The following is a 25,512-nucleotide window of genomic DNA, read 5'->3' as shown; positions in this document are numbered from 1 at the left end:
GCTCAGTCCCAATCGTCGTCTTCGGAGCCGCGGTGGCCGAGAGGATCGATCTCGTCCACGGCGATGCCGGTGGCCTCGGCGAGCTGCTCGACGATGGTGCGGAACACGAGGATGCGCAACCCCGCCCGGGTGCGGGCGCGCCGTTCGAGGGGGCGCCGGTAGACGACCACCTGCCCGTTCGTCGTCGGTGTCGCGGACACTGCCGTGGCCAGGGCGACCCGGTTCGGCGCCCACGGTGGGGGTGCGGCGGGGACGTCCTCGATGCCCACGTCGATCCCTCGCAGCGCGCGAGGGCAGTGGTCGTTGATCTGGGCGAGGGCGTCGTGGACGCACAGCATGAAGAACTCAGCCTTCGTCTGGCGCGCGCGGAGGGGCACCGGCGCCCCGGTGTACGGGTTGGGAAATGCGAGGCGTCCGCGGATGCCACGGTTGTGCCGGTCGCGCCTTCCACCCATGCGCAGCACTCTACTTCGCGTCGAGGGTTGGCCCGTTCCCCGGCCCGACACCCACGGGCAATGCGTTGCGCCGGCGTCCCCTGGCGGTAGCGTGCGGCAGGTGAAGCCACGCCACTGCACCCGCACGAGCTGTCGGCGACCGGCGGTGGCCACCCTCACCTATGCCTACGCCGACTCGACCGCGGTGGTCGGCCCGCTGGCGCTGCGTGCCGAGCCCGGCTGCTACGACCTGTGTGCCGAGCACTGCGCCGCCATCACGCCGCCGCGAGGCTGGGAGCTCATCCGGCTCCCGCTGGACGCCGAACAGCCCGGCCCCGATCCCGACGACCTGCTGGCGCTCGCGGACGCCGTCCGCGAGGTCGGGTTCACGTGGGACGCCCCGGGCGCCGCTCCTGCCGCAACGCCCACCCTCACCCGCCGCAAGGGGCACCTTGGTGTGGTGGCCGATCCGGGGGAGCCGCTCCGGTAGGCTGGGCCGGTGATCGCAGCACAGATCTTCAAGGCGAACGACATCCGCGGTTTGATCGGGGTTCCGGACGCCGAATGGGATCTGGAGGGTGCCCGCGCGATCGGCGCCGCCTACGTGCATGTCTTCGACTTGGCGGGCAAGACGTTCGTCATGGGCCGCGACATGCGCGTCACGGGCCCGCAGGTTTCCGCCGCCTTCGCCGACGGTGCGATGGCCCAGGGCGCCGACGTGATCGATGTGGGCCTCGCCAGCACGGACGCCCTCTGGTACGCCTCTGGCGTGCTCGGCCTGCATGGCGTCCAGTTCACGGCGTCGCACAACCCGGCGTCCTACAACGGGGTGAAGTTCTGCCTGCCCGGCGCCGCGCCCGTCACGCCCGAACACCTGCTCCGCCTCGCCGGGCTGGCCGTGGGCGACCCGTTCCCCGACGCCACCGTGCGCGGCACGCGCACCGAGCAGGACATCCTCGCCGGCTATGGCGACTACCTGCGATCGCTCGTCGACCTGGATGGGCTGAGGCCCCTCACGGTCGTCGTCGACGCCGGCAACGGCATGGCCGGTCACACCACACCGGCGGTTCTCGGCCCGCTCGGTCTGGACCTCGTCGGCCTGTACCTCGACCTCGACGGCACGTTCCCCCACCACATGCCGAACCCGCTCATCCCCGAGAATCTGGTGGACGCCCAGGCGGCGGTCCGCGAGCACGGCGCCGATCTGGCGCTCGTCTTCGACGGGGACGCCGACCGCTGCTTTATCATCGACGAGCACGGCGACGTGGTCAGTCCCTCCATCGTCACCGCGCTCATCGCCAGCCAGGAGTTGGCGCGCGAGCCGGGCGGCACGATCGTCATCAACACCATCACGTCGCGGGCGGTGGGCGAGGTCGTCGATCGGCTGGGCGGCAAGCTGGTCATCAGCAACGTCGGCCACACGTCGGTGAAGGCGCTCATGGCTGAGCACGATGCGGTCTTCGGTGGCGAACATTCGGCCCACTACTACTTCCGCGATTTCTGGGGTGCCGACACGGGCATGCTTGCGGGCCTGCACGTGCTCTCGATCCTCGGCAGCAGCGACGCGCCGATGAGTGCGTTGGCGGGCCAGTTCGCCGGGTATGTGGGTTCGGGCGAGATCAACTCGGTGGTCGCCGACGTGCCGCCGGTGCTGGACGCCGTCGTCGCGGCTTTCGCGGGCCGCGGCACGGTCGACACCGGTGACGGCGTCACCGTCTCCGGCGACGACTGGTGGGTGAACGTGCGCCCGTCCAACACGGAGCCGCTGCTGCGGCTCAACGTCGAGGCGCGCGACGAGGCGACGATGGCGGCGCTCCGCGACGAGGCCCTCGCCATCATCCGGAAGGAGAAGTGAGCATGAGTGATCTGGTTCCCGGCGTGCTGGAACTGCTGGTGTGCCCGGCCTGCCACGCGCAGCTGACGTGGGACTACGAGGCGTCCGAGCTGGTCTGCACCGATCCGGGCTGCGGGCTCGCCTACCCGGTGCGCGGCGGCATTCCGATCCTGGTGATCGACGAGGCGCGCAAACCCGAAGGCGCCTGAGCCGTGTCCGCGTTCGATGACGCCCGCCTTGACGACCCGGACGCCCTCGCCGCCGCTGACGATCTGTTGCGTCCGCTCGCCGAGGCCGGCGCGCGGCTGCGCCGCGAGGCCGAGCGCGCTCAGCCGGCCCTGGACGCGCTCGCCGGTGAGACGAGGCCGCGTGCGGTGATCGCGGTCGGCCCGGAGGCACGGCTGTTGCGCGCCATGCTCGAGCCGGTCTGCCCGGTCCCGTTCCTCGCGTGGCCAAGCCTGGGACTACCCGGCTGGGTGGGCCCGCTCGACCTGGTGGTCGTTCTCGGCGGTTCCGGCGATCACGCCGGCCCGGCCGCCCACGAGGCGTTGCGGCGCGGGAGCCGGCTCGTCGTGGTCGCCCCCGAGGACTCCACGCTGTGGCGGCAGGCGGAGTCGCGGTCGACGACTCTGCTGCCCACCGCGGCCGGTTTCGACCCGTTCCCCGTGGCGCTCGTCGCGCTGAACGCGCTGCACGCCTTCGGGCTGGCGGCGCCGGCGTCGGCGACCCGGGTGGCCGACGCGCTCGACGAGGTGGCCAAGCAGTGCAGTTATGCGCTCGACCCCACCGAGAACCCGGCGAAGCGGCTCGCCATCGAACTCGCCGACGCGCAGCCCCTCCTCTGGGGCGGCTCGGTGCTGGCCGCCCGCGCCTCTCGGCGCATCGCCGAGGCCGTGCGGACGGCGTCCGGCCGGGTGGCCCTGGCCGAGGACGCCGGCGAGCTGTTGCCGCTGCTCGCCGCGACGCCCGCCCGCGACCCGTTCGCCGACCCGATCGAGGACGAGACCGACCTGCGGCCCGCGCTCGTCATCGTCGACGATGGCAGTGGCGACGCCGAGAACGCCGCCCAGCGGGAGGCGCTGGAGGGGAACGCCGAGGTGGTCGACGTGCGCGTCTGCCAGATCGAGCACACCGAGGGTGAGCCGCTCGAGCGGTACGCCACCGTGCTCAGCCACGGGTTGTTCGGGGCGGCCTACCTGCAGATCGGCCTCGGAAGGGTGAGTCCATGGCGGACATGAAGGTCCTTGTGCTCAACGGCGTCAACCTCGGGCGGCTCGGGAAGCGCCAGCCGGAGGTCTACGGAGCCACGACGCACGCCCAGCTGGCCGAGCACCTCGTCGAGACGGGGGCCGGGCTCGGCCTCGACGTCGAGGTCCGCCAGACCGACCACGAGGGCGAGCTGGTCAGCTGGTTGCACGAGGCGGCCGACCACGGCTGGCCCGTCGTCCTCAACCCGGGCGCCTGGTCGCACTACAGCCGGGCCGTCGCGGACGCCGCCGTGCAGGTGCCGACGGTGGTCGAGGTGCACATCTCGAACGTGCACGCCCGCGAGGCGTGGCGGCACGAGCTCGTCGTTTCGCCGTACGTGACGGGGACCATCATGGGGCTCGGTCTCGGCGGCTACGACCTCGCCCTGGCCCACGTGGCGTCGCTGTCGCAGCAGTGATCCTCGCCCGGGCCGACTGGACGGCCCGCGCGGCCGCGCACGCCGCCCGGGCCGACGCCGCGGCGTCCGGTCACCTTGCCCGGCGCAGCCGCGGCGAGAAGCACCCTGTCGCGGACTTCCTGTGGGAGTACTACGCCCTGCGGCCGGGTGTGCTGCGCCGCTGGCACCCCGGCGCCGGCGTCACCCTCGCCGAGGCCCCCGAACGGGCTGCATGGCGCTTCCACCGGGCCACGGCTGCCGGTGTCGAACTCGATCCGGACGCCTATCTGGCCGCCCGGGGCTCCGCCGTGCGCTTCGTCGCCGGCCTGCTGGCGGCGACCGCGTCCAGGCCCGGCCAGTGGGCCTGCTTCGGGCTGCACGAATGGGCGATGGTCTACCGCACGGACGTCACCCGGCACGCCGTGCCGCTGCGGCTCGGCCCGGCGGGAACCGACGCGGTCGTCGAGGCGGCACACCTGCGCTGCACGCACCACGACGCCTTCCGTTTCTTCACGCCCGCGGCTGTGCCGCTCAACGCCACGGCGCCCACGCGGGAGGGCCAGGCGGACGCCGAACAGCCCGGCTGCCTGCACGCCACGATGGACTGTCTCAAGTGGTGCCTCAAACTCGGCCCCGCCGTGCCGGGGGAGTTGCTGCTCGACGCCTTCGACCTGGCCCGCGCCGCGCGCGAGCTCGACATGCGCGCCGCCCCGTACGACCTGGCCGAATGGGGGTACGCACCGATCCCGATCGAGACACCCGCGGGCCGGGCCACCTTCGTGCGCCACCAGCGCCGGATCGCGGAGCGCGGCGCCACGCTGCGCCGCCGGCTGCTCGCCGTGTGCGCGCTGCTCGACCCCCACGACGCGGAGCCGGCGGGCCGCGCGATGGAGACGCGCTAGGCTCGCTCCTCGTGGATCATCGTGTCGCAGACCTGAACCTGGCCGAGTTCGGCCGCAAGGAGATCACCCTCGCCGAGCACGAGATGCCCGGCCTGATGGCGATGCGGGAGCGGTACGGCGCGTCCCAGCCCCTCAAGGGCGCCCGGATCGCCGGCAGCCTGCACATGACCGTCCAGACCGCCGTCCTCATCGAGACGCTCGTCGCGCTCGGCGCCGAGGTGCGGTGGGCGTCCTGCAACATCTTCTCCACCCAGGACCACGCTGCGGCTGGAATCGTCGTGGGGCCGGACGGGACGCCGGAGGACCCCCGCGGGGTCCCGGTGTTCGCGTGGAAGGGCGAATCGCTCGAGGACTACTGGTGGTGCACCGAGCAGATCCTCGACTGGCCGGGTGGCCACCCGAACATGATCCTCGACGACGGCGGGGACGCGACCCTGTTCGTCCACAAGGGCGTCGAGTTCCACAAGGCGGGCAGCGTGCCGGAGGCCACGGCGTCCGACAGCCATGAGGACCGGGTGATCCTGCAGACGCTGCGGGCCTCGACGCTCGACTTCGTGGCGCTGGCCAACAGCATCCGCGGCGTGACCGAGGAGACGACGACCGGCGTCCACCGGCTGTACGAGATGGCGCGTGCCCAAGCGTTGTTGTTCCCGGCGATCAACGTGAACGACTCGGTGACGAAGTCGAAGTTCGACAATCGTTACGGCGTCCGGCACAGCCTCATCGACGGCATCAACCGGGGCACCGACGTGCTCATCGGCGGCAAGGTGGCTGTGGTGTGCGGCTACGGCGACGTCGGCAAGGGCTGCGCCGAGTCGCTGGCCGGGCAGGGCGCCCGGGTGATCGTGACCGAGATCGACCCGATCTGCGCGTTGCAGGCGGCGATGGACGGCTATCAGGTGGCGACGCTGGACGACGTGGTGGCCGAGGCGGACATCGTCGTGACGGCCACTGGCTGCCGCGATGTCGTGACCGCCGGCCACATGGCGCGCATGAAGCACAACGCCATCGTCGGCAACATCGGCCACTTCGACAACGAGATCGACATGGCCGGGCTGGAGGGCACCCCCGGCATCGAGCGGCGCACCATCAAGCCGCAGGTCGACCAGTGGGTGTTCGGTGACGGCCACGCCGTCATCGTCTTGTCCGAGGGGCGTCTGCTGAACCTCGGCAACGCCACCGGGCACCCGAGCTTCGTGATGAGCAACAGCTTCACCAACCAGGTCCTCGCCCAGATCGAGCTGTACACCAAGCCGGAGGAGTACCCGACCGGCGTGTACACCCTGCCGAAGCACCTGGACGAGGAGGTGGCCCGCCTCCACCTGCCCGCCCTGGGCGCACGGCTGACCACCCTGACCGACGTCCAGGCTGACTACCTCGGCGTCCCCGTCGCGGGGCCGTTCAAGACCGACCTGTACCGGTACTGAGGCGCCACGCAGCGACGCGCAACCGGCCAGTGCGCGGGTCAGAGGTCGAGGACGAACGCTCCCCCCTCGGAGCGGAAGCCCATCATCTCCAGGTAGTTGCGGTGCACCGTGGTGTGCGCGTGCGCGACGAGGCGGGTGAACCCGGCGGCGGTGAACGTTGCTTTGCCCTCGTTGAACAACCACCGCGCGATCTGGCTGTCGCGATAGGCGGGGGTCACGTAGTCGAGCTTGACCTCCAACTCGCGCCCGGACGGTTCCCCGATGAGGACGCCCGCCGGCAGTCCGTCGCGCGTGAGGAGCCGGCAGAACGTGTCCCGCACGGACGGGTGATAATCGGGCTGGCTGTTGGTGATCTCGAGGGCGTTGGCGGTCAGGAAGTCGCGCACGAACGGCGCATCCGTATCGATGGGCACGGCCGAGACGGGGCTTGCGCTGGTCAGTTCCTTGCGGAGGTGCCAGACGTTGATGAGGGCGACCGCGGCGTTGGCGAGAATGATGGGCAGCGCGCCGATGAGCACGCCGTACACCACGAACACGATCGCGCCGGCGAGGGAGACCGTCCGCAGCCGGACCACCGAACGCATCGCCAGCGACATGACGACCAGGGCGCTCGCGAGGTAGCCGACGATCTCGTGCCAGTTCATCCCCGCGGCACCTCGAAGGCGGCGAGGGTCGCCGAACCCTCGCCCAGCTCGCTCCACGGCGCCGTGTGCGTGAGCACAGCCATGGCGCACGTCGGGAACTTCTGCTCGATGCGCCGACGCAGCGTCGACGGGCCGGCCAACTCGAGCACGAGGTCGCTCACCGTCGGCTCGTGGCCGATGACGAGGACCCGGGCAGCGTCCGCAGGCAGGGCGCGCAGCAGATCGAGGATCGCGTCGGTGCCGCCGTGGTAGATGGCGTCCTCGACGCGCACCTCGGCGGCGGAGACCCGGCTCATGCTCAACAACTCCCACGTCTGCGCGACCCGCGCGGCGGGGGAGCAGAGGACGACGTCGAAGCGCGTGCCGGCCAGTTCGTTCCCGGCGACGACGGCGTCGCGGCTGCCCCGGCGCGACAATGGACGCCGCAGGTCTGAGTCGTTCGTCTTCCAGGAGGACTTCGCGTGGCGCATGACCACGAGCGTGCGGCTCACTGGTCGTCGCCGCCCTTGGGGCCACCGGGGTTGAGCGACTCCCAGATCTCCTTGCACTCGGGGCACACGGGGAACTTGTCCGGGTTGCGGCTCGGCACCCACACCTTCCCGCACAGGGCCACGACCGGCGTCCCCATCACCATCGCCTCGGTGAGACGGTTCTTGGGCACGAAATGGCTGAAGCGCTCGTGGTCGCCCTCGTCGAGGCGGAAGTCGGTGCGTTCTTCGACGATGGTCTGTGAGCCCGGCGCCGGCGTGAGCTGCGTCATGCATTTCATCCTAGACACAACGGCGTGATGGAATGCCGGCCGTGCCCACCACGCGCGCCCGGATGACGGTCGGGCTCCTCCTGTGCGTGTTGGCCGTCGCGTTCGAGAACATGGCGGTCCTCACCGCCATGCCCGCGGCGGCCGCCGACCTGGGCGACCGGGAGCTCTACGCATGGGCATTCACCGCGATCATGTTGCCGCAGCTCGTTGCGATCGCCGTCGCGGGCCGCTGGTGCGACACCCGCGGGCCGCTGCGCCCGTTCGCCGTCGGGCTCGCCCTGTGCATCGTCGGCATCGTCGTGGCAGCGGAGTCCGCCGCGATGGGCGTCCTGCTCGTGGGGCGCGCCGTCCAGGGCTTCGGTGGTGGCTTCGTCAATCTCACGCTCATGGTGACGACGGGCCGCCTCTACGCCCCCGCCGAACGCGCCCGGGTGATGACGTGGTTCTCGGCCTGCTGGATGCTGCCGTCCTTCCTCGGCCCGGCCGCCGCCGCGTGGCTGGTGGAGCACCTGACCTGGCACTGGGTCTTCTGGGCCGTGCTGCCCTTCTTCGTCGTGGGCGCGACCTTCGTCCTGCCCGGACTGCGCGGCCTCGACGCCCCCGAGGCGGACGCCGCCGCCAACCATGTGCCCGTCCTCGCAGCGCTGGCCGTCGCCCTCGGTGCCACCCTGATCCAGGCCGCCGGGCAGACCCTCGCGTGGACATCGGTGCCCCTGGCTCTCGCCGGCGGCGCCCTGCTGGCCGGCTGGCTGCGCCGGCTGATGCCGCGCGGGTTCAGCCCTGCCGGGCCGGGCATGTCCAGCACGGTCGTGACGCGCCTGGTCATGGCCGGGTCGTTCTTCGGGCTGCAGGCGTTCCTGCCCCTCATGCTCGTGGAGCGGGGGGCGTCCTACGGCGACACGGGCCTGGCGATCGCCGTGTCGTCGGCGGGCTGGATGCTCGGGTCGTGGGTGCAGTCGCAGCGGTGGCTGACCCTGTCGCGCGACCGGATCATCGCCCTCGGTGCGGCCTGCGTCGCCGCCGGCCTGGGCGTGGCCGGGCTCGGGGCGTGGCTGCCGGCGGTGGGGATGGGACTGCCCGTGGCCGGGTTCACCGTGGCCGGCCTGGGGATGGGGTTGGCGACGGCGTCCACCTCGCTGGTCGTCATGCAGTTGTCGCAGCCGGCCGAACTGGGGCGCAACACCAGCTCGCTCCAGACGGGGGAGATGCTCGGCAACGCCCTGCTCGCCGGCCTGGCCGGAACGCTGTTCGCGTCGCTGTCGCCGTTGAGGCGGCCGGAGGTGGCATACGGCGCGATCGGGGTGGCGATGACGGTCACGGCCGTCGTGGGTGTGCTGGTGGCGCTCAGGATCGGGCACGTCGAGAACGCGTCGGCTCGTCGGTAGGATGCAGCCGTGGACGAGGTCGATCGGATCCTGGCGGCGTGGCGCCGCGAAGCCCCCGACCTCGACGTGGCGCCGCTCGCGGTGCTGTCGCGCGTCAGCCGGCTCGCTCGCCATCTCGACCTCGCCCGGCGGGACGCGTTCGCCGTCCACTCCCTCGACGTGTGGGAGTTCGACGTGCTCGCCGCCTTGCGGCGCGAGGGCGAGCCGCACGAACTGTCGCCCGGCCAGTTGATCAGTCAGACCCTGTCCACCTCCGGCACCATGACCAACCGGATCGACCGCCTCGCCGCCCGTGGGCTCGTCGAACGGCTGCCCGATCTGCACGACCGGCGCGGCGTCCGGGTGCGGCTGCTGCCGGGTGGCGTCGAGGTCGTGGACGCCGCCCTGGCCGACCTCGTCCGGCGCGAGCAGGCGATCCTCGAAGCGCTGACCGATTCCGAGCGCGAAACCCTCACTGGCCTGCTGCGAAGGCTGCTCGACCCCTTCGAGTCCGAATAGGTCCGAGCGGCCACCGGGCGATAGGCTTCCGCACATGCCACTTTCCAACCCGACGCTGGGCCCGCTCGCTGACGCGTACGGCATCTCTACCGAGTTCTGGGACTGGAAAGGCCGGCACACCCAGGTGGACGACGCGACGGTGGTCGGCATCCTGGCCGGCATGGGTGTGAACGCCGCCACGGAGGACGCCGCCCGCGCGGCCCTGCACGAACACGGCCTGCGGGCGTGGCGGCGCGCGCTGCCCGCGTGCACGGTGGTCCAGTCGGGTCAGGAGGCGCGCCTCGCCGCGCACGTGCCCGCCGGCGCGCCCGCCGCGGTGTCCGTGCGCCTCGAGGAGGGCGGCACGGTCGAGCTCGCCCAGGTCGACAACGCGGTGCCCGACATCGACGTCGACGGCAAGATGACGGGCGAGGCCACGTTCGTCGTCCCCGGCGACCTGCCGCTCGGCTATCACCGGCTCACCCTGACCACCACCGACTGGACCGCCGATGCGACGCTCGTCGTCACGCCCGCCCGGCTCGGTTTCCCGGCGGCGATGGGCGACCGGCGCGAGTGGGGTTACGCCGCCCAGCTGTACTCCGTGCGCTCGGCCCGCTCGTGGGGCATGGGCGATCTCGCCGATCTCGCCGACCTCGCCACCTGGTCGGGCACGCAGCACTTCGCCGGGTTCGTCCTCGTCAACCCGCTGCACGCCGCCGAGCCGATGCCTCCGCTCGAGCCGTCACCGTATTTGCCGAGCTCGCGCCGGTACGTCAACCCGCTGTACATCCGGCCCGAGGCGATTCCGGAGTACGCGCTCATGGCCGATCACAAGCGCGAACGCATCCGGCGGATCCACGCCCAGCTGGACCGGATGCTCGCCGGTTCCGACCGCATCGAGCGCAACCCGATCTGGCTCGCGAAGATCGAGGCGCTGCGCATCGTCTACGACGAAGGCCTCTCCGAGGTGCGCGTCATGGCCAAGGAGAACTTCGTGCGCGCCGAGGGCCGTCCGCTGGCCCAGTTCGCCACGTGGTGCGTGCTCGTCAACACCCTCGGCATGAACTGGCGCGACTGGCCGGCCGAGTACCGCCGGCCGAGCTCGCCCGAAGTGGCCGCCTTCGCTGCCCAGTACGCGCGCGACGTCGACTTCTTCATCTGGCTCCAGTGGGTCGCCGACCAGCAGTTGCGCGCCGCCCAGTCGGCCGCCCGGGACGCAGGCATGCCCATCGGCATCATGAACGACCTCGCGGTCGGCGTCAGCAAGGAGTCTGCGGAGGCGTGGATCCTCGGCGACTCGTTCGCCCAAGGGGTGAGTGTCGGGGCGCCGCCCGACCACTACAACCAGCTCGGCCAGGACTGGGGCCAGGCGCCGTGGCGTCCCGATCGTCTCGAGGACCTCAGCTACCAGCCGTTCCGCTCCATGGTCGCGGGTATCCTGCGGCACTCCGGCGGCGTCCGCGTCGACCACATCATGGGCCTGTTCCGGCTGTGGTGGATCCCGGACGGCCTCAACCCCACCCAGGGCGCCTACGTGCGCTACAACCACGAGGCGATGGTGGGCATCCTTTGCCTCGAAGCGCACCGCGCGGGCGCGCTCGTCGTGGGCGAGGATCTCGGCACGGTCGAGCCGTGGGTGCGGGACTACCTGCGCGGACGCGGCATCCTCGGCACGTCGGTGGCCTGGTTCGAGTCCGGCGACGACGGGCAGCCGCTGCCGCCGGAACGCTACCGCGAGTACTGCATGGCGTCCGTGACGACGCACGACATGCCGCCCACCGCCGGCTACCTGGCCTGCGACCACATCCGCCTGCAGCACCGCCTCGGCATGCTCATCGAGGACCTCGACGCCGAACTCGCCCACGCGAACGCCCAGTTCGACACGTGGCGGCGCATCCTCACCGAGCGGGGTCTGCTCGCCGAGGGGGAGTCCGACGTCGCCGAGCAGGTGCTCGCCATGCACCGGTTCATCGTCGACACGCCCGCGCGCATCCTCTGTGCCGCGCTCACCGACGCCGTCGGCGACCGGCTGACGCAGAACCAGCCCGGCACGATCGACGAGTACCCGAACTGGCGCGTGCCCCTGTCGGGGCCGGACGGGCAGCCGATGAGCCTGGAGGAGGTCTTCGCCTCCGAGCAGGCCTCCCGCCTCGCCGCGATCATGAACGACTTCTCCGTGCGGGAGATGGGCCGCCGCTGACCCCCCCCGGGGGGCGAGGGGCGGCGTCCGACCCCGTGTGCCCGGCACGCACCGTGGGGGCCGGTCAGCCCTCAGCGACGACGACTCCCGCCGCGCGCCACGCGCCGACGACGTTGTCTGTGTTCGCCGGCGCCACCGCGGCGGTCAGGTCGAGAAGCACGGTGGTGGCGAATCCTTCGCCGGCGGCGTCCAGGGCGGTGGCGCGGACGCAGTAGTCGGTCGCGATGCCGCACACCGCCACGTCGGTGACGCCCTCGGCGCGCAGGTGCTCGGCGAGGGTGCGCCCGGTGGTGTGGTCGCGGCCCTCGAAGCCCGAGTACGCCGCCGCGAACTCCCCCTTGTCGAAGACCGCTTCGAAGGGCGTGTCGGCCAGCTCGGCGCGCAGCTCGGCGCCCGGCGTGCCCGCCACGCAGTGGACCGGCCAGCTGTCGACGAAGTCGGGTGTGGCCGAGAAGTGGTCGCCGGGGTCGATGTGGTGGTCGCGGGTCGCGACCACGACGTCGTACTCGGACGCCGCCACGTGCGCCGCGATGGCTGCCGCGGTCGCGATGCCACCGGCGACGGCGAGCGACCCGCCCTCGCAGAAGTCGTTCTGGACGTCGACGACGATCAGTGCGCGCGCCATCGTCAGCTCCCCGGTGCGTAGGGGTTGAACGTCTGGTCGCCGTCGGCGTCCAGCATCACGGTGAGGATGGCCGGGAAGCCCTTGCTCATCTTGAACGCCTCGCTCGGCAGCTCGGCGCGGGACGCCTGGTGGCGCGCGCGGGCGTCCGCGAGGGGCTCGCGGCCGACGATCTCGCCGCCGCGGATCAGCTCGCGCAGCAGCGGGCGGTCGTTGGTGTCGCCCTCGGGCGGCGCGCCGATGCCGACCACCTCCGCTTCGGCGATGCCGTGCTCGTTGAGCCGCCGGAGGGCGAACTTGCGGCCGCCGACGCTGCCCTTGTTCATCGATTTCTTGGCGACGGGCTCCAGGGGCGCGTCGGGGGCGTCCGAGCCGGCGCGCGAGACCAGCTTGTAGACGAAACCGACCGCCGGAGCGCCCGAGCCGGTCACGAGCTGGGTGCCGACGCCGTAGCCGTTCACCGGGGCGGCCCGCAGGGCGGCGATCTGGTACTCGTCGAGGTCGGAGGTGACGATGATGCGTGTGTTCACCGCGCCGAGCGAGTCGAGGAGCTTGCGGACGTCGACGGCCTGGGTGAGCAGATCGCCCGAGTCCAGGCGGACCGCGCCGAGGCGTCCGTTCGTCAGCTCCACGCCCTTCTTGACGGCCTCGGCCACGTCGTAGGTGTCGACGAGGAGCGTGGTGTTGTTGCCCAGGGCGGCCAGTTGGGCGCGGAACGCGTCCTCCTCGGTGTCGTGGAGGAGGGTGAAGCTGTGCGCCGCCGTGCCGGCCGTGGGGACGCCGTAGCGGCGGCCGGCTTCGAGGTTGGACGTCGAGGCGAACCCGGCCACGTAGGCCGCCCGCGCCGCGCACACCGCCGACCACTCGTTCGTCCGCCGGCTGCCCATCTCGATGCAGGGACGCTCGCCCGCCATCGCAGTCATGCGGGACGCCGCAGACGCCACCGCCGAGTCGTAGTTGTAGATGCTCAGCAAGACGGTTTCGAGGATGCACGCCTCGGCGAACGATCCTTCCACGGTCAGGACGGGGGAGCCGGGGAAGTAGAGCTCGCCGTCCGGGTAACCCCAGACATCGCCGGAGAAGCGATAGGACGCCAGCCATTCCGCCAGCGGGTCGTCGACCACGTTGTGTTCGCGCAGGAACGTCACTTCGGCGTCGTCGAACCGGAAGTTCTCGATGGCGTCCAGGGCGCGACCCGTCCCGGCGACGACGCCGTAACGACGTCCCTCCGGGAGGCGCCGCGGGAACAGCTCGAACACCGACCGGCGGAAAGCCGTGCCCGACCCCATCGCGGCCCGCACCATGGTGAGTTCGTAGTGGTCGGTCAGCAGCGCCGTCGACGTCGTCATGGGGGTCAGCCTAGCCAGCGGCCGTGCCAGAATGGGCGCCATGTCGACCCCCGAGGTTCCCGTCAAGCCGGCAGGCGGAACCGCCGTCGCCGAGCGGCCGGCGGAGGCTGCGGCGGCGCTGACGCCCTGGGTCACGATCGTGTGGGACGACCCGGTCAACCTCATGTCCTACGTCACGCACGTGTTCGTCACCTACTTCGGGTTCAGCAAGCAGAAGGCGACCCGCCTCATGATGGCCGTGCACACCGAAGGGAAGGCCGTCGTCGCGTCGGGGACGCGCGAGGAGATGGAGACGCACGTCTCCGCCATGCACGCCTATGGGCTCTGGGCGACCCTGGAGAAGTCCGAGTGAGGGAGTTCCAGCGCATCGACGACCAGCTCGTCACCGACCTGGAGGAGGTCGAGGTGGCGTTGCTCACCTCGCTCGTCTCCCAGGTGGACGAGTTGCTCGGCGGGGCGGGAGAGCGCGCGGCGGCGCCGGGGGCGTCCGACCCGTTCGCGGCCTGGGAGAGCGAGTTCGCGGCCGGCGTCGCGCTGGACCGGACCGATCCCGTCATCGGACGGCTCTTCCCGGACGCCTACGCCGACGACGAGTCGGCCGCCGCCGAGTACCGCCGCTATGCGGCCGAGGCGCAGCGCCGCGCACGGGTCGAGGACAACCGGGTCGTCCTCGCAGCGTTGGCCGCCACGGACGGAGGAGCCACGCCGCTGGTCATCGCCACCGATGAGGTGGGCGCCTGGATCAAGACCCTCAACGGCGTCCGGCTCAGCCTGGCGGTCCGGCTGGGCATCGAGTCCGAGGCCGACCACCGGCGCCTCAAGCGCCTGTCCCTGCGCGACCCCAGGACGCAGGTCGTGGCCATCTACGACTGGCTCGCCATGGTGCTCGAGTCGATCCTCGAATCGCTCTGACGGGGGCGCCCCTGCCCCCGCCGGTCGTACGACACCCCGCTCAGTGCCAGAACGCCAGCTTCAGCGCGATGGCGAGGACGACGCAGCCGATGACGGTGTCCACGATGCGCCACGCCTTCGGGGATGCGACGAGCGGGGCGAGGGCCCGGGCCCCATGGCCGAGCCCGACGAACCATGTGATCGACGCGAACATGGCGCCGAACGAGAACGCCCAGGCGGCGTCGCCTGCCTGGTGGGCGAGCGTGCCGAGGAGGGCGACCGTGTCGAGGTAGACGCCCGGGTTGAGGAACGTGAGGGTGAGGGTCGTGGCGAGAACGGCACCCACGCTGCCGGCGCCGGCGCCCGCCTTGAGCCCCTCGGCGCGGACCGCCGAGCGGAAGGACTGCAGCGCGAACCAGCCCAGGTAGAGGGCACCGCCCCAGCGGAGCGCCTCCAGCAGCCAGGGGAGAGCAGTGATGAGTACCCCGACGCCCAGGTTGCCCAGGGCGATGAGGAGACAGTCGGCCGCCGCGCACACGCCGATGACCAGCCCCACGTGCCGCCGGCTCAAGCCCTGACGCAGCACGAACGCGTTCTGGGGGCCGACGGCGACGATGAGGGACCAGCTGGCGAGGGCGCCCGACACGGCGGAGGAGATCACGCCGTCCACGCTAGGGGCCGAGGCGAATGAAGTACAGCGCAAGAATCTTGGGGTGCTGCACAATTGCTTCATGCAGATCGAACAATTGCGGGCCTTCGCGACGGCCGTCGACCTCGGCACCCTGGACGCCGCCGCGCGGGCCCTCACGCTCACGCCGTCGGCGATGAGCCAGCGGCTTCGGGCGCTGGAGACCTCCGCGGGCTCGGTGCTGCTGGAGCGGTCGACGCCCGTCAGGCCTACAGTGGCGGGCGAGATCGTGCTGCGCATGGCGCGGCAGGTGCTGCTCATCGAGGCCGAGGCCCGTCACGACCTCGGCGCCACGGCGGAGACCGAGCCGGCCGTGCTGCGGATGGTCGTCAACGCGGACTCGCTCGCCACCTGGTTCCCGGTGGTCCTCGAGCGCGCAGCCACCTGGCCGGACGCCGTCCTCCACCTCACCGTCGCCGATCAGGCGGTGGCCGCCGACCACCTCATCCGCGGCGCGGCGATGGCGGCCGTCACGTCGCGCGCGCGGGCGGCGTCCGGGTGTCGGTCCGTCCCGCTGGGGGTGATGCGTTACGTGGCGGTCGCGCGGGCCGAACTGGCGGCGTCCGGCCTCGCCGGCCTGCCGATGGTCAACTTCGGCCCGGACGACGACCTCCAGGACGCCTACCTCGCCCGGCACGGGCTGGGCCGGCCGCCGCGGGTGACGCAGGTGCCGAGCTCGGAGGGCTTCCTCGCGGCGGTCGAGGCGGGTCTGGGATGGGGGATGATGCCCGAGCTGCAACTGGCCGGAGCGGAGGCGGACCTGCGGCCGCTGGGGGCCGACGCGGTGGTCGATGTCCCGCTGTTCCTGCATCGCTGGAAGCTGGCCTCCGAGCGCCTCGACCGGCTCTGCGCCACGGTCGTGGAGTTCGGAAACGTCCACCTTGCGAAATCTTTGGCTACTACTGGCGGTCGTAGGCTGGGTTAGGTTAGCCTAACCTGCGTGAACGCGCCGATCGCCCTGGATCGCGCCCCCTTGGGGACGCCGCTCGTCGTCTGGTCGACCCATCCGGACGCCGCCGTCGCCCGCCGCCTCAGCACCCTCGGTCTCCGGCGGGGAGCCACGGTGACGGTCGTGCAGCGGCTCGTCGCGGGCGGCCGCGTGGTGTCCGTGGGCGGCGGCCGCGTCGCCCTCGACGCCGGCGTCCTCGCGGGGGTCACGGGGGAGCAGGCGTGACGACCGCCCCCGACACTCGGCGTGCGCTCCGCATCGCGCCGAAGCTGCCGACCGTCCAGGCCGCCTGCCATGGGCCGGTCGGTTCCGGTGCAGGCGCCGGCGCCCCCGTCGTGGCGCTCGCGGGGGCACCCAACGTGGGCAAGTCGACCCTCTTCAACGCCCTCACCGGGCTGCGCGCGACCACCGGGAACTGGCCGGGGACGACGGTCGACGTCGGCCGGGGTGTCTGGCGCTTCAAGGCCGGCGACAAGGTGTGCGCCTGCACGGAGTGTGCGGGGGACTGTGCCGCCAACGGCCCCGGGGAGTTCAGCCTCATCGACCTGCCCGGCGCCTACAGCCTCGATCCGCAGAGCCCCGACGAGGAGCTCACGCGCGCCCTGCTCGTCGACGCGCCGCCGGCCGAGCGCCCGGACGCCGTCGTGGTCGCCGTTGACGCCGCCCACCTGGCCCGGTCGCTGTACCTCGTCGGCCAACTGCGGGAGACGTCCCAGCGGGTCGTCGTCGCGCTCACCATGACCGACGTCGCGCGTCAGGCCGGCGTCGAGGTCGACTCGTACGCCCTCTCCGAGGCGGTCGGCTGCCCCGTCGTGGTCGTCGATCCTCGGCACCGCGGCGGCCTCGACAACCTGACCCGGGCCGTCCGCGAGGTGCTGCTGCGCCCGGCACCCCCCGTCCGGGGCGGACTCCACCCGACCGGCCCCATCGACGATCTCGAACGCGAGGACGAGCGCTTCTCCTGGGTCGAAGCCGCCGTGGCGGCGGGAACGACCACGTCGGGCGCGGAGCGCGTGAGCTTCTCCGACAAGGTGGACCGCGTCGCGCTGCATCCGGTCGCGGGTCCGGCACTGTTCCTGGCCGTGATGTGGCTGGTCTTCCAGATCACGACGACCGTGGCCGCGCCGCTGCAGGACGCCCTCGACGCGCTCTTCGCCGGGCCCGTGGCGGACGCCGTCGCGTCCGCCCTCGGCTTCGTCGGCCTGGGCGGCACCTGGGTGGAGGGGTTGTTCGTCGACGGCCTCGTCGCCGGCGTAGGCATGTTGCTCACCTTCGTGCCGCTCATGGCGCTCATGTTCGTGCTGCTTGCCCTGCTCGAGGATTCGGGGTATCTGGCGCGGGCGGCGGTGGTCACCGACCGGTTGATGCGCACGATCGGGTTGCCCGGCAAGGCCTTCCTGCCGCTCGTGGTGGGCTTCGGCTGCAATGTGCCGGCGATCAGCGCCACGCGCATCCTCGGCGACGCGCGCCAGCGCGTGCTCACGGCCCTGCTGGTGCCGTTCACGTCGTGCACGGCCCGCCTGACCGTCTACGTCATGGTCGGCACCATCTTTTTCCGCGGCGTCGCGGGCACCGTTGTGTTCGTCATGTACCTGGCGTCGATCCTGTTCGTCATCGGCGTCGGGTTCGCCCTGAGGAAGACGCTGTGGCGCACCATGGGTTCCGAGCCGCTCGTGCTCGACCTGCCGCCCTACCAGACGCCGACCCTCCGCCTCACAGCCGCCGTCACCTGGTCGCGCCTGCAGGGCTTCCTGCGGACGGCGTCCGGGATCATCGTGCTGACCGTCTGCATCGTCTGGTTCCTGCAGTCTCTGCCGGCCCAGCCGGGGCAGCAGTTCGGCGAGGTGCCCGTCCAGGATTCCGCGTATGCGGCGGCCGCGCAGGCGGTCGCTCCGGTCTTCGAACCGGCGGGCTTCGGCGAATGGCAGACGGTGTCCGCGCTCGTGGTGGGCTTCGTGGCCAAGGAGGCCGTCATCAGCTCGTGGGCGCAGACCTACGCGGTCGCCGAGCCCGGGGACGGCGAGGATCCCGGCAGCCTCGGCACGGCCATCAGCGCCGCCTTCGACAACTCCTCCGGGGGGCACCCGCTGCCGGCGGTCTGGGCGTTCCTCGTGTTCCTCATGGCCTACACGCCGTGCGTCGCCACCGTCGCCGCCCAGAAGCGCGAGATCGGCCTGCGGTGGACCCTGTTCGGCATCGCGGTCCAGCTGGCCGTCGCATGGAGCGCCGCCGTGCTCGTCTTCCAGGTGGGGAGGCTGTTCTGGTGAGCGGGCCGCTGACCCAGGTGTTGGACGCCTTCCGCGCCGGCGCCGCGTCGCTGGCCGACGTGGGACGCATGACCGGGCTGCGGCCCGACGTGGTCCGCGCCAGTGTCGACCACCTCGTCCGCCTCGGCCGCATGGACGCCAAGGAACTGGCCGCGGGCTGCCCGGCGTCCGGTTGTGGGTCCTGCGCGTCCGGGTTGCCCGACGGGCGGGCCGGCTGTGGGGCGTCCGGCCCCTCCGTCGCCCGGACCGGCCCCGTCCTCGTGGCGCTCACCCTTCGGACGCCTCCGGTCGCCGCCGGCGTTCGGCCACCCGCCTAGCCTTGGCGCACGGGCCTCGTGGTGCAGCGCGAGGCAGGGGGCCGCCGCGAGGCAAGTGCACCCGGCGCAGGTTCGTGCCCGACAACCGCGGGCTTGCCTACGCTGGGGGCATGCAGCAGGCCCGAGGAATGGAAGGAGCGATCGCATGAGCGTCCGCATCGATCACACAGGCGGCCGGAGGGGCCACGGCCCCATCGTCATCGGTGGCGAACGCAGCGTCCCACCCGTGGGCAGCGCGCAGCGCGCATGAGGGACGTCGACGCGCCGATCGGGATCTTCGATTCCGGGTTCGGCGGGCTCACCGTGGCCCGCGCCGTGTGGGACCAGCTGTCGGCCGAGGACACCGTCTACCTGGGTGACACCGCCCGCGCGCCGTACGGCCCGCTGCCCATTTCCGAGGCGCGCGAGTACGCCCTCGAATGCCTCGACCACCTCTACGAGATGGGTGTGAAAGCGCTGGTCATCGCCTGCAATACGGCCTCGGCCGCCGTGCTGCGCGATGCGCGCGAGCGCTACGACGTGCCCGTCATCGAGGTGATCCTGCCGGCGGCGCGACGGGCCGTGCGCGTGACGAAGAGCGGCCAGGTGGGGCTCATCTGCACGGTGGGCACCGCCATGTCGCAGAGCTACGACGACGCGATGGCGGCCGTGCCGGGCGTCCGGCTGCACACGGCGCCGTGCCCCATGTTCGTCGAGTACGTGGAGCGCGGCGTCACCGGCGGGCCGGAACTGCTCATGATGGCCACCGCTTACCTGACGCCCTTGCAGCAGGCCGGCATCGACACCCTCATCCTCGGCTGCACGCACTACCCGCTGCTCACCGGCGTCCTGTCCTACGTGCTCGGCGACGAGGTCACCCTCGTCAGCAGCTCGGAGGAGTGTGCCAAGGAGGTCTACCGCACCCTGACCACCGGCGGGCTCGCGCGCAGCGGACACACCGGCGAGCGGCAGTTCCTCACCACCGGCAACCCCGACCGGTTCTCGGGCATCGGACGCCGCCTCATCGGCGCCAGCCTCGACGAGGTCGTGCAGCTCTCGACGCTCCGCTGACCTGGAGAGTGAGCCCAGGGGCGCAGACGCCGGTTGGGCGGATACACGCCGCCTGGGCCGAGAAACGCCGCTTCCGCCGCGCCCCGACGCCGGTCAGGCGCAACTACGCCGCGTCTGCGCGGCGTTTCTACGCCTAAGCGGCGTGAGCGTGTGGGCACCGCCGCCCGGACGCCCTCCGACACCCCGAGCGGACGCCCCGCCAGGCGGTAGACGCGCCACGGCCCCGACCGAGCACGCGGGTAGGCTGGCCGGGTGAACTCCACCCGCGCCGACGGCCGTTCTCCTGACCAACTCAGACCAGTCACCATCACGCGCAACTGGCTCGACCATGCCGAGGGCTCGGTCCTCGTCGAGTTCGGCAAGACGCGCGTGCTCGTGGCGGCGTCCGTCACCGAGGGCGTCCCGCGCTGGCGCAAGGGCTCAGGACTGGGCTGGGTGACCGCCGAGTACGAGATGCTGCCGCGCTCGACGCACACGCGTTCCGACCGCGAGTCCCGCCGCGGCAAGGTGGGCGGGCGCACGCACGAGATCTCCCGGCTCATCGGGCGCGCCCTGCGCGCCGTGATCGACTACAAAGCCCTCGGCGAGAACACCATCGTCATCGACTGCGACGTTCTGCAGGCCGACGGGGGTACGCGCACGGCGTCGATCACCGGCGCCTACGTCGCCCTCGCGGACGCCGTCGCCTGGCTCCGCGAGCGCAACCTCCTCGCCGGCGAGCCCCTCAAGAACTCCGTCGCCGCCATCAGCGTGGGCGTCGTCGGCGGCGTGCCGGTGCTCGACCTGCCGTACACGGAGGACTCCACCGCCGAGGTCGACATGAACATCGTCTGCACCGGCGACGGGCGGCTCATCGAGGTCCAGGGGACCGCCGAGGGCGAGCCCTTCGACCGCGCGCTCCTCGACCAGCTCCTCGATCTCGGCCAGGCCGGCTGCGCCGAGCTCACCCGCCTGCAGGCGGAGGCTCTGGCCCGGTGATCCGCACCCTCGTCCTCGCCACCCACAACGCCAAGAAGCTCGCCGAGCTGCGGCGGATCGTGGCGAACTCGGGGCTCACTGTGGCAGTTCTCGGGCTGGACGACGTCGAGCCGTACCCCGAGCCCCCCGAGACCGAGCGCACGTTCGAGGGCAATGCCCTGCTCAAGGCGCGCACCGCGGCGGCCCACACGGGCCTGCCCGCGCTGGCCGACGACTCGGGCCTCGAGGTCGACGTGCTCAACCGCATGCCGGGCGTCCGGACGGCGCGCTGGGCCGGGCCGGCGGCGTCCGACGAGGAGAACCGGCGGCTCGTGCTGGCGCAGGTCCACGACGTGCCGGACGCCGATCGCACGGCCCGGTTCGTGGCCGCCGTGGCCCTCGTGCTGCCGAACGGCTACGAGCACGTCGTCGGCGACACGATGGAAGGCCGACTGGCCCGCGAGGAGGTCGGGGAGAATGGCTTCGGCTACGATCCGATCTTCATCGCCGAGGGCAACGACGTGACCAACGCGCAGTTGACCAGCGACGCCAAGGACGCAATCAGCCACCGGGGCAAGGCGGTGCGGGCGATGGTGGCCCACATCCGGGAGTTGAACGAGGAGCAACGGTGACGAACCACGCCGACGAGCAATACCTGGCCCTCCTGCGCCGCATCCTCGCCGAGGGCACCGAGAAGGCCGACCGCACCGGCACGGGCACGCTGAGTGTCTTCGGGCACCAGATGCGGTTCGACCTGCGGGCGGGGTTCCCGCTGCTCACCACGAAGAAGCTGCACACGCGCAGCATCTTCGGCGAACTGCTGTGGTTCCTGCGCGGGGACACCAACATCGCCTGGCTGCACGCGAACGACATCACTATCTGGGACGAGTGGGCCGACGCCAACGGCGACCTCGGCCCGGTCTACGGCTACCAGTGGCGCAGCTGGCCCACCCCGGACGGCCGGCACGTCGATCAGATCGCGCAGGTGATCGAGCAGATCCGCAGCAACCCCGATTCGCGCCGCCACGTGGTGGTGGCCTGGAACCCCGCGATGGTCGACGCCATGGCCCTGCCGCCGTGCCACATGATGTTCCAGTTCTACGTGGCCGACGGCCGCCTCTCCTGCCAGATGTACCAGCGCTCGGCCGATGTCTTCCTCGGGGTGCCGTTCAACATCGCCTCGTACGCGTTGCTGACGCACATGGTCGCCCAGGTGACCGGCCTGGAGGTGGGCGACTTCGTGCACACGTTCGGCGATGCCCACCTGTACCTCAACCACCTCGACCAGGCGCGTGAGCAGCTCTCGCGGGCGCCGCGGCCGTTACCCACGCTCAACCTCAATCCGGCCGTGACAGCAATCGACGCCTTCGAGCTGGCCGATGTGGTGGTCCTCGGCTACGACCCGCACCCCACGATCAAGGCGCCGATCGCGGTCTGATGCCCGCCGGTGACGACCGAGTCGACGGACTCGATCGGCGTGATCTCGTGACCGGCCAGGCCGCTGCCGCCCAGCAACGGGCGGTCCGGGCACTTCCTTCCGTGGTCGACCAGGCGCGGCGGCTCGTCCACGCGGAGGTTCACGGCCGGGCCTGACCCGGCCGGCGTTCCGGCGCTCAGCGCCCCGAGAAGTGAGTCGCGAGCTCCTGAGTGCGCTCACGCCGTGCTCACGCCGTGCTCACGCCGTGCTGACGCCGTGCTCACGCCGTGCTGACCCCCACCACCGCGGCGCTCGGCGCAGCACACCCGGACGCCGCCCCGTTACGATCGCAGGCAGCCGACAGAGCACAGGAGGGGACGCGTGCGGGTCATCGCGATCGCGATCGTGGCGGAGAACGGCGTGCTGGGCGACGGACAGGCACAGCCCTTCGAGTTCGCCGAGGACTGGGCGCGCTACAAGCGCGTCACCAGCGGGCACCCGATGGTCATGGGCCGGGCTACGCACGAGGCCATCGGCCGCTGGCTTCCGGGGCGCACCACGATCGTCGTCACCCGTTCACCCGAACAGGTGGAGTTGCCCGTCGAGGGGAGTTCCGCGGTCGGGCTCACCGCGGGCTCGGTGGAGGAGGCGCTCCGGTTGGCCGCTGACCTCGACGACGAGATCTACGTGGCCGGCGGCGGACAGATCTACGCCCAGGCATGGCCCTACCTCACCGACCTCGACCTCACGGAGGTGCACGCCTCCGCCGAGGGGTCGGTCGTCCTGCCCGAGATCGACCCGGCCGAATGGCGCGAGATCCGCCGCGAGCCGCGCGGCGCGTTCGACTTCGCCGGCTACACCCGCCGGACGCCGCCCCTCGCCCTGCCGCGCGCCGTGCCGGATGGCCGCCCGATGCCCGATCTTCCGCGGGAGCAGGGACCGCCCGACGAGGCGTCCCCGTGAGAGGTCAGGCGTCGATCCTCCACCTCGACCTCGACGCGTTCTTCGCGGCCGTCGAGCAGCGCGACAAGCCCAGCCTGCGCGGCAAACCCGTGATCGTGGGCGGCATCGGGCCGCGCGGGGTGGTGTCGACGGCGTCCTACGAGGCCCGCAGGTTCGGCGTCCATTCGGCCATGCCGACCCACGAGGCGCGCCGGCTGTGCCCCCACGCGGCCTTCCTCGCCGGCCGGTTCCACGCCTATCGCGCCAGCTCGAGGATCGTCATGGGCATCCTTCACGAGGTCAGCCCTCTCGTGGAGCCGCTGAGTCTCGACGAGGCGTTCGTCGACCTGCTCGCGGCCGACCTCCCCGACCACACGACCCCGACCCTCACCCGCCTCGCCGAGCGCATCCGGGCCGACGTGGAGCGACGCACGGGCGGGCTGACGGCGTCGGTCGGCATCGGGTCGAGCAAGTTCATCGCGAAGATCGGCAGCGAACTCGCCAAACCCAACGGCGTCCGCATCATCGAGCCCGGCACGGAGGCCGACACCATCGCGGACCTGCCGGCCCGCGCCATCCCCGGCGTCGGCCCGGCCACGATGGAGCGACTCAGCCGCCTCGGCGTCCGGACCGTCGCCGACATCCGCGCCCTCAGCCATGCCGAACTGGTGCGCGAGCTCGGCAAGGCGTCGGGGGAGTGGGTGCACGGGCTCGCGTTCGCGCGCGACGACCGGGCTGTGGTGGCCGAGCGGGACGCCAAGTCGATCTCCGTCGAGGACACCTTCGAGACCGACCTCACCGACCGCGCCGACCTCGACGCAATCATTGAGCGGGACGCCGCCCTCGTCGCCGAGCGGGTCGCCAAGCACGGCTTCTTCGCCCGCACGGTCACGCTCAAGGCCAAGCGCCCCGACTTCACCACGATCTCCCGCTCGCTCACCCTCCACGGCGCCACGGACCGCGCCGACGTCATCGCCCGCACCGCGAAGGCGTTGCTCGATGGCGTCCCGATCGAGTCCGGCTTCCGCCTGCTCGGCGTCGGCGTCGCCGGGTTCGTTCCGGCCGCTCAGGAGGAGTTGTTCACCGCCGAGGACGCCGCCGGTCCGGTGGTGGCACGCACCGAGTTTCCGGCGTCCGTCGACCAGCCCGAACGGCCCCGCTTGCGCGCCGACTACGCGCCGGGCGCCGACGTCGTGCACGACACGTGGGGCCAAGGCTGGGTGTGGGGCGCCGGGCTGGGCCGGGTGACCGTTCGCTTCGAGACGGCCGACACTCCGCCCGGGCCGGTGCGGACCTTCCGCCGCGACGATCCCGCACTGCACGTGCTGGAGGAGTCGCCTCTGGTTGAGTAGGGGGCATGGAGAGCAACTACTTCGGTTCCACGGGCCTGTCCGTGCCCGTCCTCGGTCTCGGGACCAGCCAGATCGGTGACCCGTCCCTCAGCGAGGCGGACGCCGCCGCGGTCCTCGGGCGCGCCCTCGACTCCGGCGTCACCCTCATCGACACGGCCCACTGCTACGGCGTCGCCGAGGAGCGGATCGGCCGCCACGTCGCGCACCGGCGTGACGAGTTCGTCCTGTCCACCAAGTGCGGCCACCAGCTGGAGGGCTACGACGACTGGACGCCCGCCATCGTCCGCGCCAGCGTGGAGGAGTCGCTGCGGCGCCTGCGCACCGAGTGCCTCGACATCGTGCACCTGCACTCGTGCGACGCGGACGCCCTCGCCGACGGCACCCTCGCGGACGAGCTCGACGCGCTCGCGCGCGAGGGCAAGATCCGCGTCGCCGCCTACTCCGGCGACAACGACGCCTTGGCCGCGGCCGTGGCGTCCGGCCGGTTCGGCTCGATCCAGGCGTCGATCAACATCGCCGACCAGCACAACCTGCGGACGATCATCCCGGACGCCGACGCCGCCGGTCTGGGCGTCATCGCCAAGCGGCCGATCGCGAACGCGATCTGGCGGCACGAGCGGCGCCCCGACGGCGTCTACGGCTGGCAGTACTGGGATCGGCTGCAGGAGCTGGCCTACGAGGTCGACCTGCCGATGGCCGAGTTCGCGCTGCGGTTCACCGCGTTCGCACCGGGTGTGTGCACGTCGATCCTGGGCACGACCAACCCCGACAACCTCACCCGGGCGGTCCAGGCCGTCGAGCAGGGGCCGCTGCCCGACACGGTCATGGCCCATGTCGGCCAGCGGTGGTTCGCCGTCGGCCAGGACTGGGAGAGCCGCCGCTGAGCGCGGCGGCCGACGCCCTAGACTGGCCCTCGGCCGGCCGGAGTGGTGGAACTGGCAGACACGCAGGATTTAGGTTCCTGTGCCCCTGGGCGTGAGGGTTCGAGTCCCTTCTCCGGCAC

The 25,512-nt window shown here is 71.9% G+C and carries 30 protein-coding genes and 1 tRNA gene; 24 read left to right on the top strand and 7 right to left on the bottom strand.

The features are described from left to right. Positions 1–2: 2 nt before the first annotated feature. Positions 3–455 (bottom strand): metallopeptidase family protein, encoded by a 453-nt coding sequence (locus tag Q1K57_RS12725; RefSeq protein ID WP_300083249.1) that lies wholly within the window; start codon positions 453–455, stop codon positions 3–5. A 100-nt stretch (positions 456–555) separates the two neighbouring features. Between Q1K57_RS12725 and Q1K57_RS12720 the strand changes: the two genes are divergently transcribed. The 7 genes from Q1K57_RS12720 to ahcY are packed head-to-tail and all read left to right on the top strand — an operon-like array spanning position 556 to position 6,242. Then, on the top strand, positions 556–924 hold the full coding sequence (locus Q1K57_RS12720) for a DUF3499 domain-containing protein (RefSeq protein WP_300083247.1): 369 nt from the start codon (positions 556–558) through the stop codon (positions 922–924). 9 nt (positions 925–933) lie between these two features. Then, positions 934–2,289: a phosphomannomutase/phosphoglucomutase gene (gene manB, locus Q1K57_RS12715; protein WP_300083245.1), complete on the top strand. Its 1,356-nt coding sequence runs from the start codon at positions 934–936 to the stop codon at positions 2,287–2,289. A gap of 2 nt (positions 2,290–2,291) precedes the next feature. Next, positions 2,292–2,477 (top strand): Trm112 family protein, encoded by a 186-nt coding sequence (locus Q1K57_RS12710; RefSeq protein ID WP_300083243.1) that lies wholly within the window; start codon positions 2,292–2,294, stop codon positions 2,475–2,477. 3 nt (positions 2,478–2,480) lie between these two features. Further along, the gene (locus tag Q1K57_RS12705; RefSeq protein WP_300083241.1) at positions 2,481–3,506 is read left to right on the top strand and encodes an SIS domain-containing protein; all 1,026 of its coding nucleotides are present in this window, start codon (positions 2,481–2,483) and stop codon (positions 3,504–3,506) included. Further along, positions 3,503–3,934, top strand: coding sequence for a type II 3-dehydroquinate dehydratase (locus Q1K57_RS12700; RefSeq protein ID WP_300083253.1), 432 nt, complete (start codon positions 3,503–3,505; stop codon positions 3,932–3,934). Before Q1K57_RS12705 ends, Q1K57_RS12700 begins: the two co-directional genes overlap by 4 nt. Continuing rightward, on the top strand, positions 3,931–4,815 hold the full coding sequence (locus tag Q1K57_RS12695; RefSeq protein ID WP_300083239.1) for a 3-methyladenine DNA glycosylase: 885 nt from the start codon (positions 3,931–3,933) through the stop codon (positions 4,813–4,815). Before Q1K57_RS12700 ends, Q1K57_RS12695 begins: the two co-directional genes overlap by 4 nt. A gap of 11 nt (positions 4,816–4,826) precedes the next feature. Continuing rightward, a complete protein-coding gene (ahcY, locus tag Q1K57_RS12690; RefSeq protein ID WP_300083237.1) occupies positions 4,827–6,242 on the top strand; it encodes an adenosylhomocysteinase in 1,416 nt (471 codons plus the stop codon). Positions 6,243–6,280: 38 nt separating this feature from the next. Here ahcY and Q1K57_RS12685 read toward each other — a convergent pair whose 3' ends face one another. From Q1K57_RS12685 to Q1K57_RS12675, 3 genes are read right to left on the bottom strand one after another with little or no spacing between them, the layout of a single operon-like run. Then, positions 6,281–6,886 (bottom strand): hypothetical protein, encoded by a 606-nt coding sequence (locus tag Q1K57_RS12685; protein ID WP_300083235.1) that lies wholly within the window; start codon positions 6,884–6,886, stop codon positions 6,281–6,283. Continuing rightward, on the bottom strand, positions 6,883–7,356 hold the full coding sequence (locus tag Q1K57_RS12680) for a histidine phosphatase family protein (protein ID WP_300083233.1): 474 nt from the start codon (positions 7,354–7,356) through the stop codon (positions 6,883–6,885). The genes Q1K57_RS12685 and Q1K57_RS12680 overlap by 4 nt, the downstream gene beginning before the upstream one ends. 17 nt (positions 7,357–7,373) lie before the next feature. Further along, a complete protein-coding gene (locus tag Q1K57_RS12675; protein WP_300083231.1) occupies positions 7,374–7,646 on the bottom strand; it encodes a DUF3039 domain-containing protein in 273 nt (90 codons plus the stop codon). A gap of 41 nt (positions 7,647–7,687) precedes the next feature. Between Q1K57_RS12675 and Q1K57_RS12670 the strand changes: the two genes are divergently transcribed. From Q1K57_RS12670 to malQ, 3 genes are read left to right on the top strand one after another with little or no spacing between them, the layout of a single operon-like run. Continuing rightward, positions 7,688–9,031 (top strand): MFS transporter, encoded by a 1,344-nt coding sequence (locus tag Q1K57_RS12670; RefSeq protein ID WP_300083229.1) that lies wholly within the window; start codon positions 7,688–7,690, stop codon positions 9,029–9,031. A 9-nt stretch (positions 9,032–9,040) separates the two neighbouring features. After that, entirely contained in the window at positions 9,041–9,529 is a 489-nt protein-coding gene (locus Q1K57_RS12665) for a MarR family transcriptional regulator (protein WP_300083227.1), read from the top strand. A 34-nt stretch (positions 9,530–9,563) separates the two neighbouring features. Continuing rightward, positions 9,564–11,708 (top strand): 4-alpha-glucanotransferase, encoded by a 2,145-nt coding sequence (gene malQ, locus Q1K57_RS12660; RefSeq protein ID WP_300083225.1) that lies wholly within the window; start codon positions 9,564–9,566, stop codon positions 11,706–11,708. A gap of 64 nt (positions 11,709–11,772) precedes the next feature. Here the strand turns inward: malQ and Q1K57_RS12655 are convergent, their stop codons facing one another. After that, entirely contained in the window at positions 11,773–12,333 is a 561-nt protein-coding gene (locus Q1K57_RS12655) for an isochorismatase family protein (RefSeq protein ID WP_300083223.1), read from the bottom strand. A 2-nt stretch (positions 12,334–12,335) separates the two neighbouring features. Next, positions 12,336–13,679 (bottom strand): nicotinate phosphoribosyltransferase, encoded by a 1,344-nt coding sequence (locus Q1K57_RS12650; protein WP_300083221.1) that lies wholly within the window; start codon positions 13,677–13,679, stop codon positions 12,336–12,338. A 40-nt stretch (positions 13,680–13,719) separates the two neighbouring features. Here Q1K57_RS12650 and clpS point away from each other — a divergent pair, with 40 nt between their 5' ends. Continuing rightward, positions 13,720–14,031, top strand: a complete 312-nt coding sequence (gene clpS / locus Q1K57_RS12645; protein ID WP_300083219.1) for an ATP-dependent Clp protease adapter ClpS — start codon at positions 13,720–13,722, stop codon at positions 14,029–14,031. Further along, positions 14,028–14,591, top strand: a complete 564-nt coding sequence (locus Q1K57_RS12640) for a DUF2017 family protein (protein WP_300083217.1) — start codon at positions 14,028–14,030, stop codon at positions 14,589–14,591. The genes clpS and Q1K57_RS12640 overlap by 4 nt, the downstream gene beginning before the upstream one ends. A gap of 40 nt (positions 14,592–14,631) precedes the next feature. Here the strand turns inward: Q1K57_RS12640 and Q1K57_RS12635 are convergent, their stop codons facing one another. Next, complete coding sequence (locus Q1K57_RS12635; protein WP_300083215.1) at positions 14,632–15,231, bottom strand: LysE family transporter; 600 nt, start codon at positions 15,229–15,231, stop codon at positions 14,632–14,634. 70 nt (positions 15,232–15,301) lie between these two features. Here Q1K57_RS12635 and Q1K57_RS12630 point away from each other — a divergent pair, with 70 nt between their 5' ends. The 12 genes from Q1K57_RS12630 to Q1K57_RS12575 all read left to right on the top strand — a co-directional run bounded on the left by Q1K57_RS12630 (position 15,302) and on the right by Q1K57_RS12575 (position 25,511). Beyond that, complete coding sequence (locus tag Q1K57_RS12630) at positions 15,302–16,183, top strand: ArgP/LysG family DNA-binding transcriptional regulator (RefSeq protein ID WP_300083213.1); 882 nt, start codon at positions 15,302–15,304, stop codon at positions 16,181–16,183. 15 nt (positions 16,184–16,198) lie between these two features. Beyond that, positions 16,199–16,432, top strand: a complete 234-nt coding sequence (locus tag Q1K57_RS12625) for a ferrous iron transport protein A (RefSeq protein WP_300083211.1) — start codon at positions 16,199–16,201, stop codon at positions 16,430–16,432. Continuing rightward, positions 16,429–18,474: a ferrous iron transport protein B gene (feoB, locus tag Q1K57_RS12620; protein ID WP_300083209.1), complete on the top strand. Its 2,046-nt coding sequence runs from the start codon at positions 16,429–16,431 to the stop codon at positions 18,472–18,474. Before Q1K57_RS12625 ends, feoB begins: the two co-directional genes overlap by 4 nt. Then, complete coding sequence (locus Q1K57_RS12615) at positions 18,471–18,791, top strand: FeoC-like transcriptional regulator (RefSeq protein WP_300083207.1); 321 nt, start codon at positions 18,471–18,473, stop codon at positions 18,789–18,791. The genes feoB and Q1K57_RS12615 overlap by 4 nt, the downstream gene beginning before the upstream one ends. A gap of 246 nt (positions 18,792–19,037) precedes the next feature. Then, positions 19,038–19,841, top strand: a complete 804-nt coding sequence (murI, locus tag Q1K57_RS12610) for a glutamate racemase (protein ID WP_300083206.1) — start codon at positions 19,038–19,040, stop codon at positions 19,839–19,841. Between the two features lie 252 nt (positions 19,842–20,093). Continuing rightward, a complete protein-coding gene (rph, locus tag Q1K57_RS12605; RefSeq protein WP_300083204.1) occupies positions 20,094–20,819 on the top strand; it encodes a ribonuclease PH in 726 nt (241 codons plus the stop codon). Continuing rightward, positions 20,819–21,430 (top strand): RdgB/HAM1 family non-canonical purine NTP pyrophosphatase, encoded by a 612-nt coding sequence (gene rdgB / locus Q1K57_RS12600; protein WP_300083251.1) that lies wholly within the window; start codon positions 20,819–20,821, stop codon positions 21,428–21,430. The genes rph and rdgB overlap by 1 nt, the downstream gene beginning before the upstream one ends. Continuing rightward, positions 21,427–22,236, top strand: coding sequence for a thymidylate synthase (locus Q1K57_RS12595; RefSeq protein ID WP_300083202.1), 810 nt, complete (start codon positions 21,427–21,429; stop codon positions 22,234–22,236). Before rdgB ends, Q1K57_RS12595 begins: the two co-directional genes overlap by 4 nt. Before the next feature lie 360 nt (positions 22,237–22,596). Further along, positions 22,597–23,178 (top strand): dihydrofolate reductase, encoded by a 582-nt coding sequence (locus Q1K57_RS12590; protein WP_300083200.1) that lies wholly within the window; start codon positions 22,597–22,599, stop codon positions 23,176–23,178. Then, positions 23,175–24,509, top strand: a complete 1,335-nt coding sequence (locus Q1K57_RS12585) for a DNA polymerase IV (RefSeq protein WP_300083198.1) — start codon at positions 23,175–23,177, stop codon at positions 24,507–24,509. Before Q1K57_RS12590 ends, Q1K57_RS12585 begins: the two co-directional genes overlap by 4 nt. A 5-nt stretch (positions 24,510–24,514) precedes the next feature. Next, positions 24,515–25,393, top strand: coding sequence for an aldo/keto reductase (locus tag Q1K57_RS12580; protein WP_300083196.1), 879 nt, complete (start codon positions 24,515–24,517; stop codon positions 25,391–25,393). A gap of 36 nt (positions 25,394–25,429) precedes the next feature. Further along, positions 25,430–25,511, top strand: a tRNA-Leu gene (locus Q1K57_RS12575). Position 25,512: the final 1 nt, after the last annotated feature.

It is taken from the genome of Propioniciclava sp. (assembly GCF_029977985.1).
Taxonomy (GTDB): Bacteria; Actinomycetota; Actinomycetes; order Propionibacteriales; family Propionibacteriaceae; genus Propioniciclava.
Note: the sequence above shows the minus strand (reverse complement) of the source record. Positions and strands in the feature narration are given on the sequence as shown.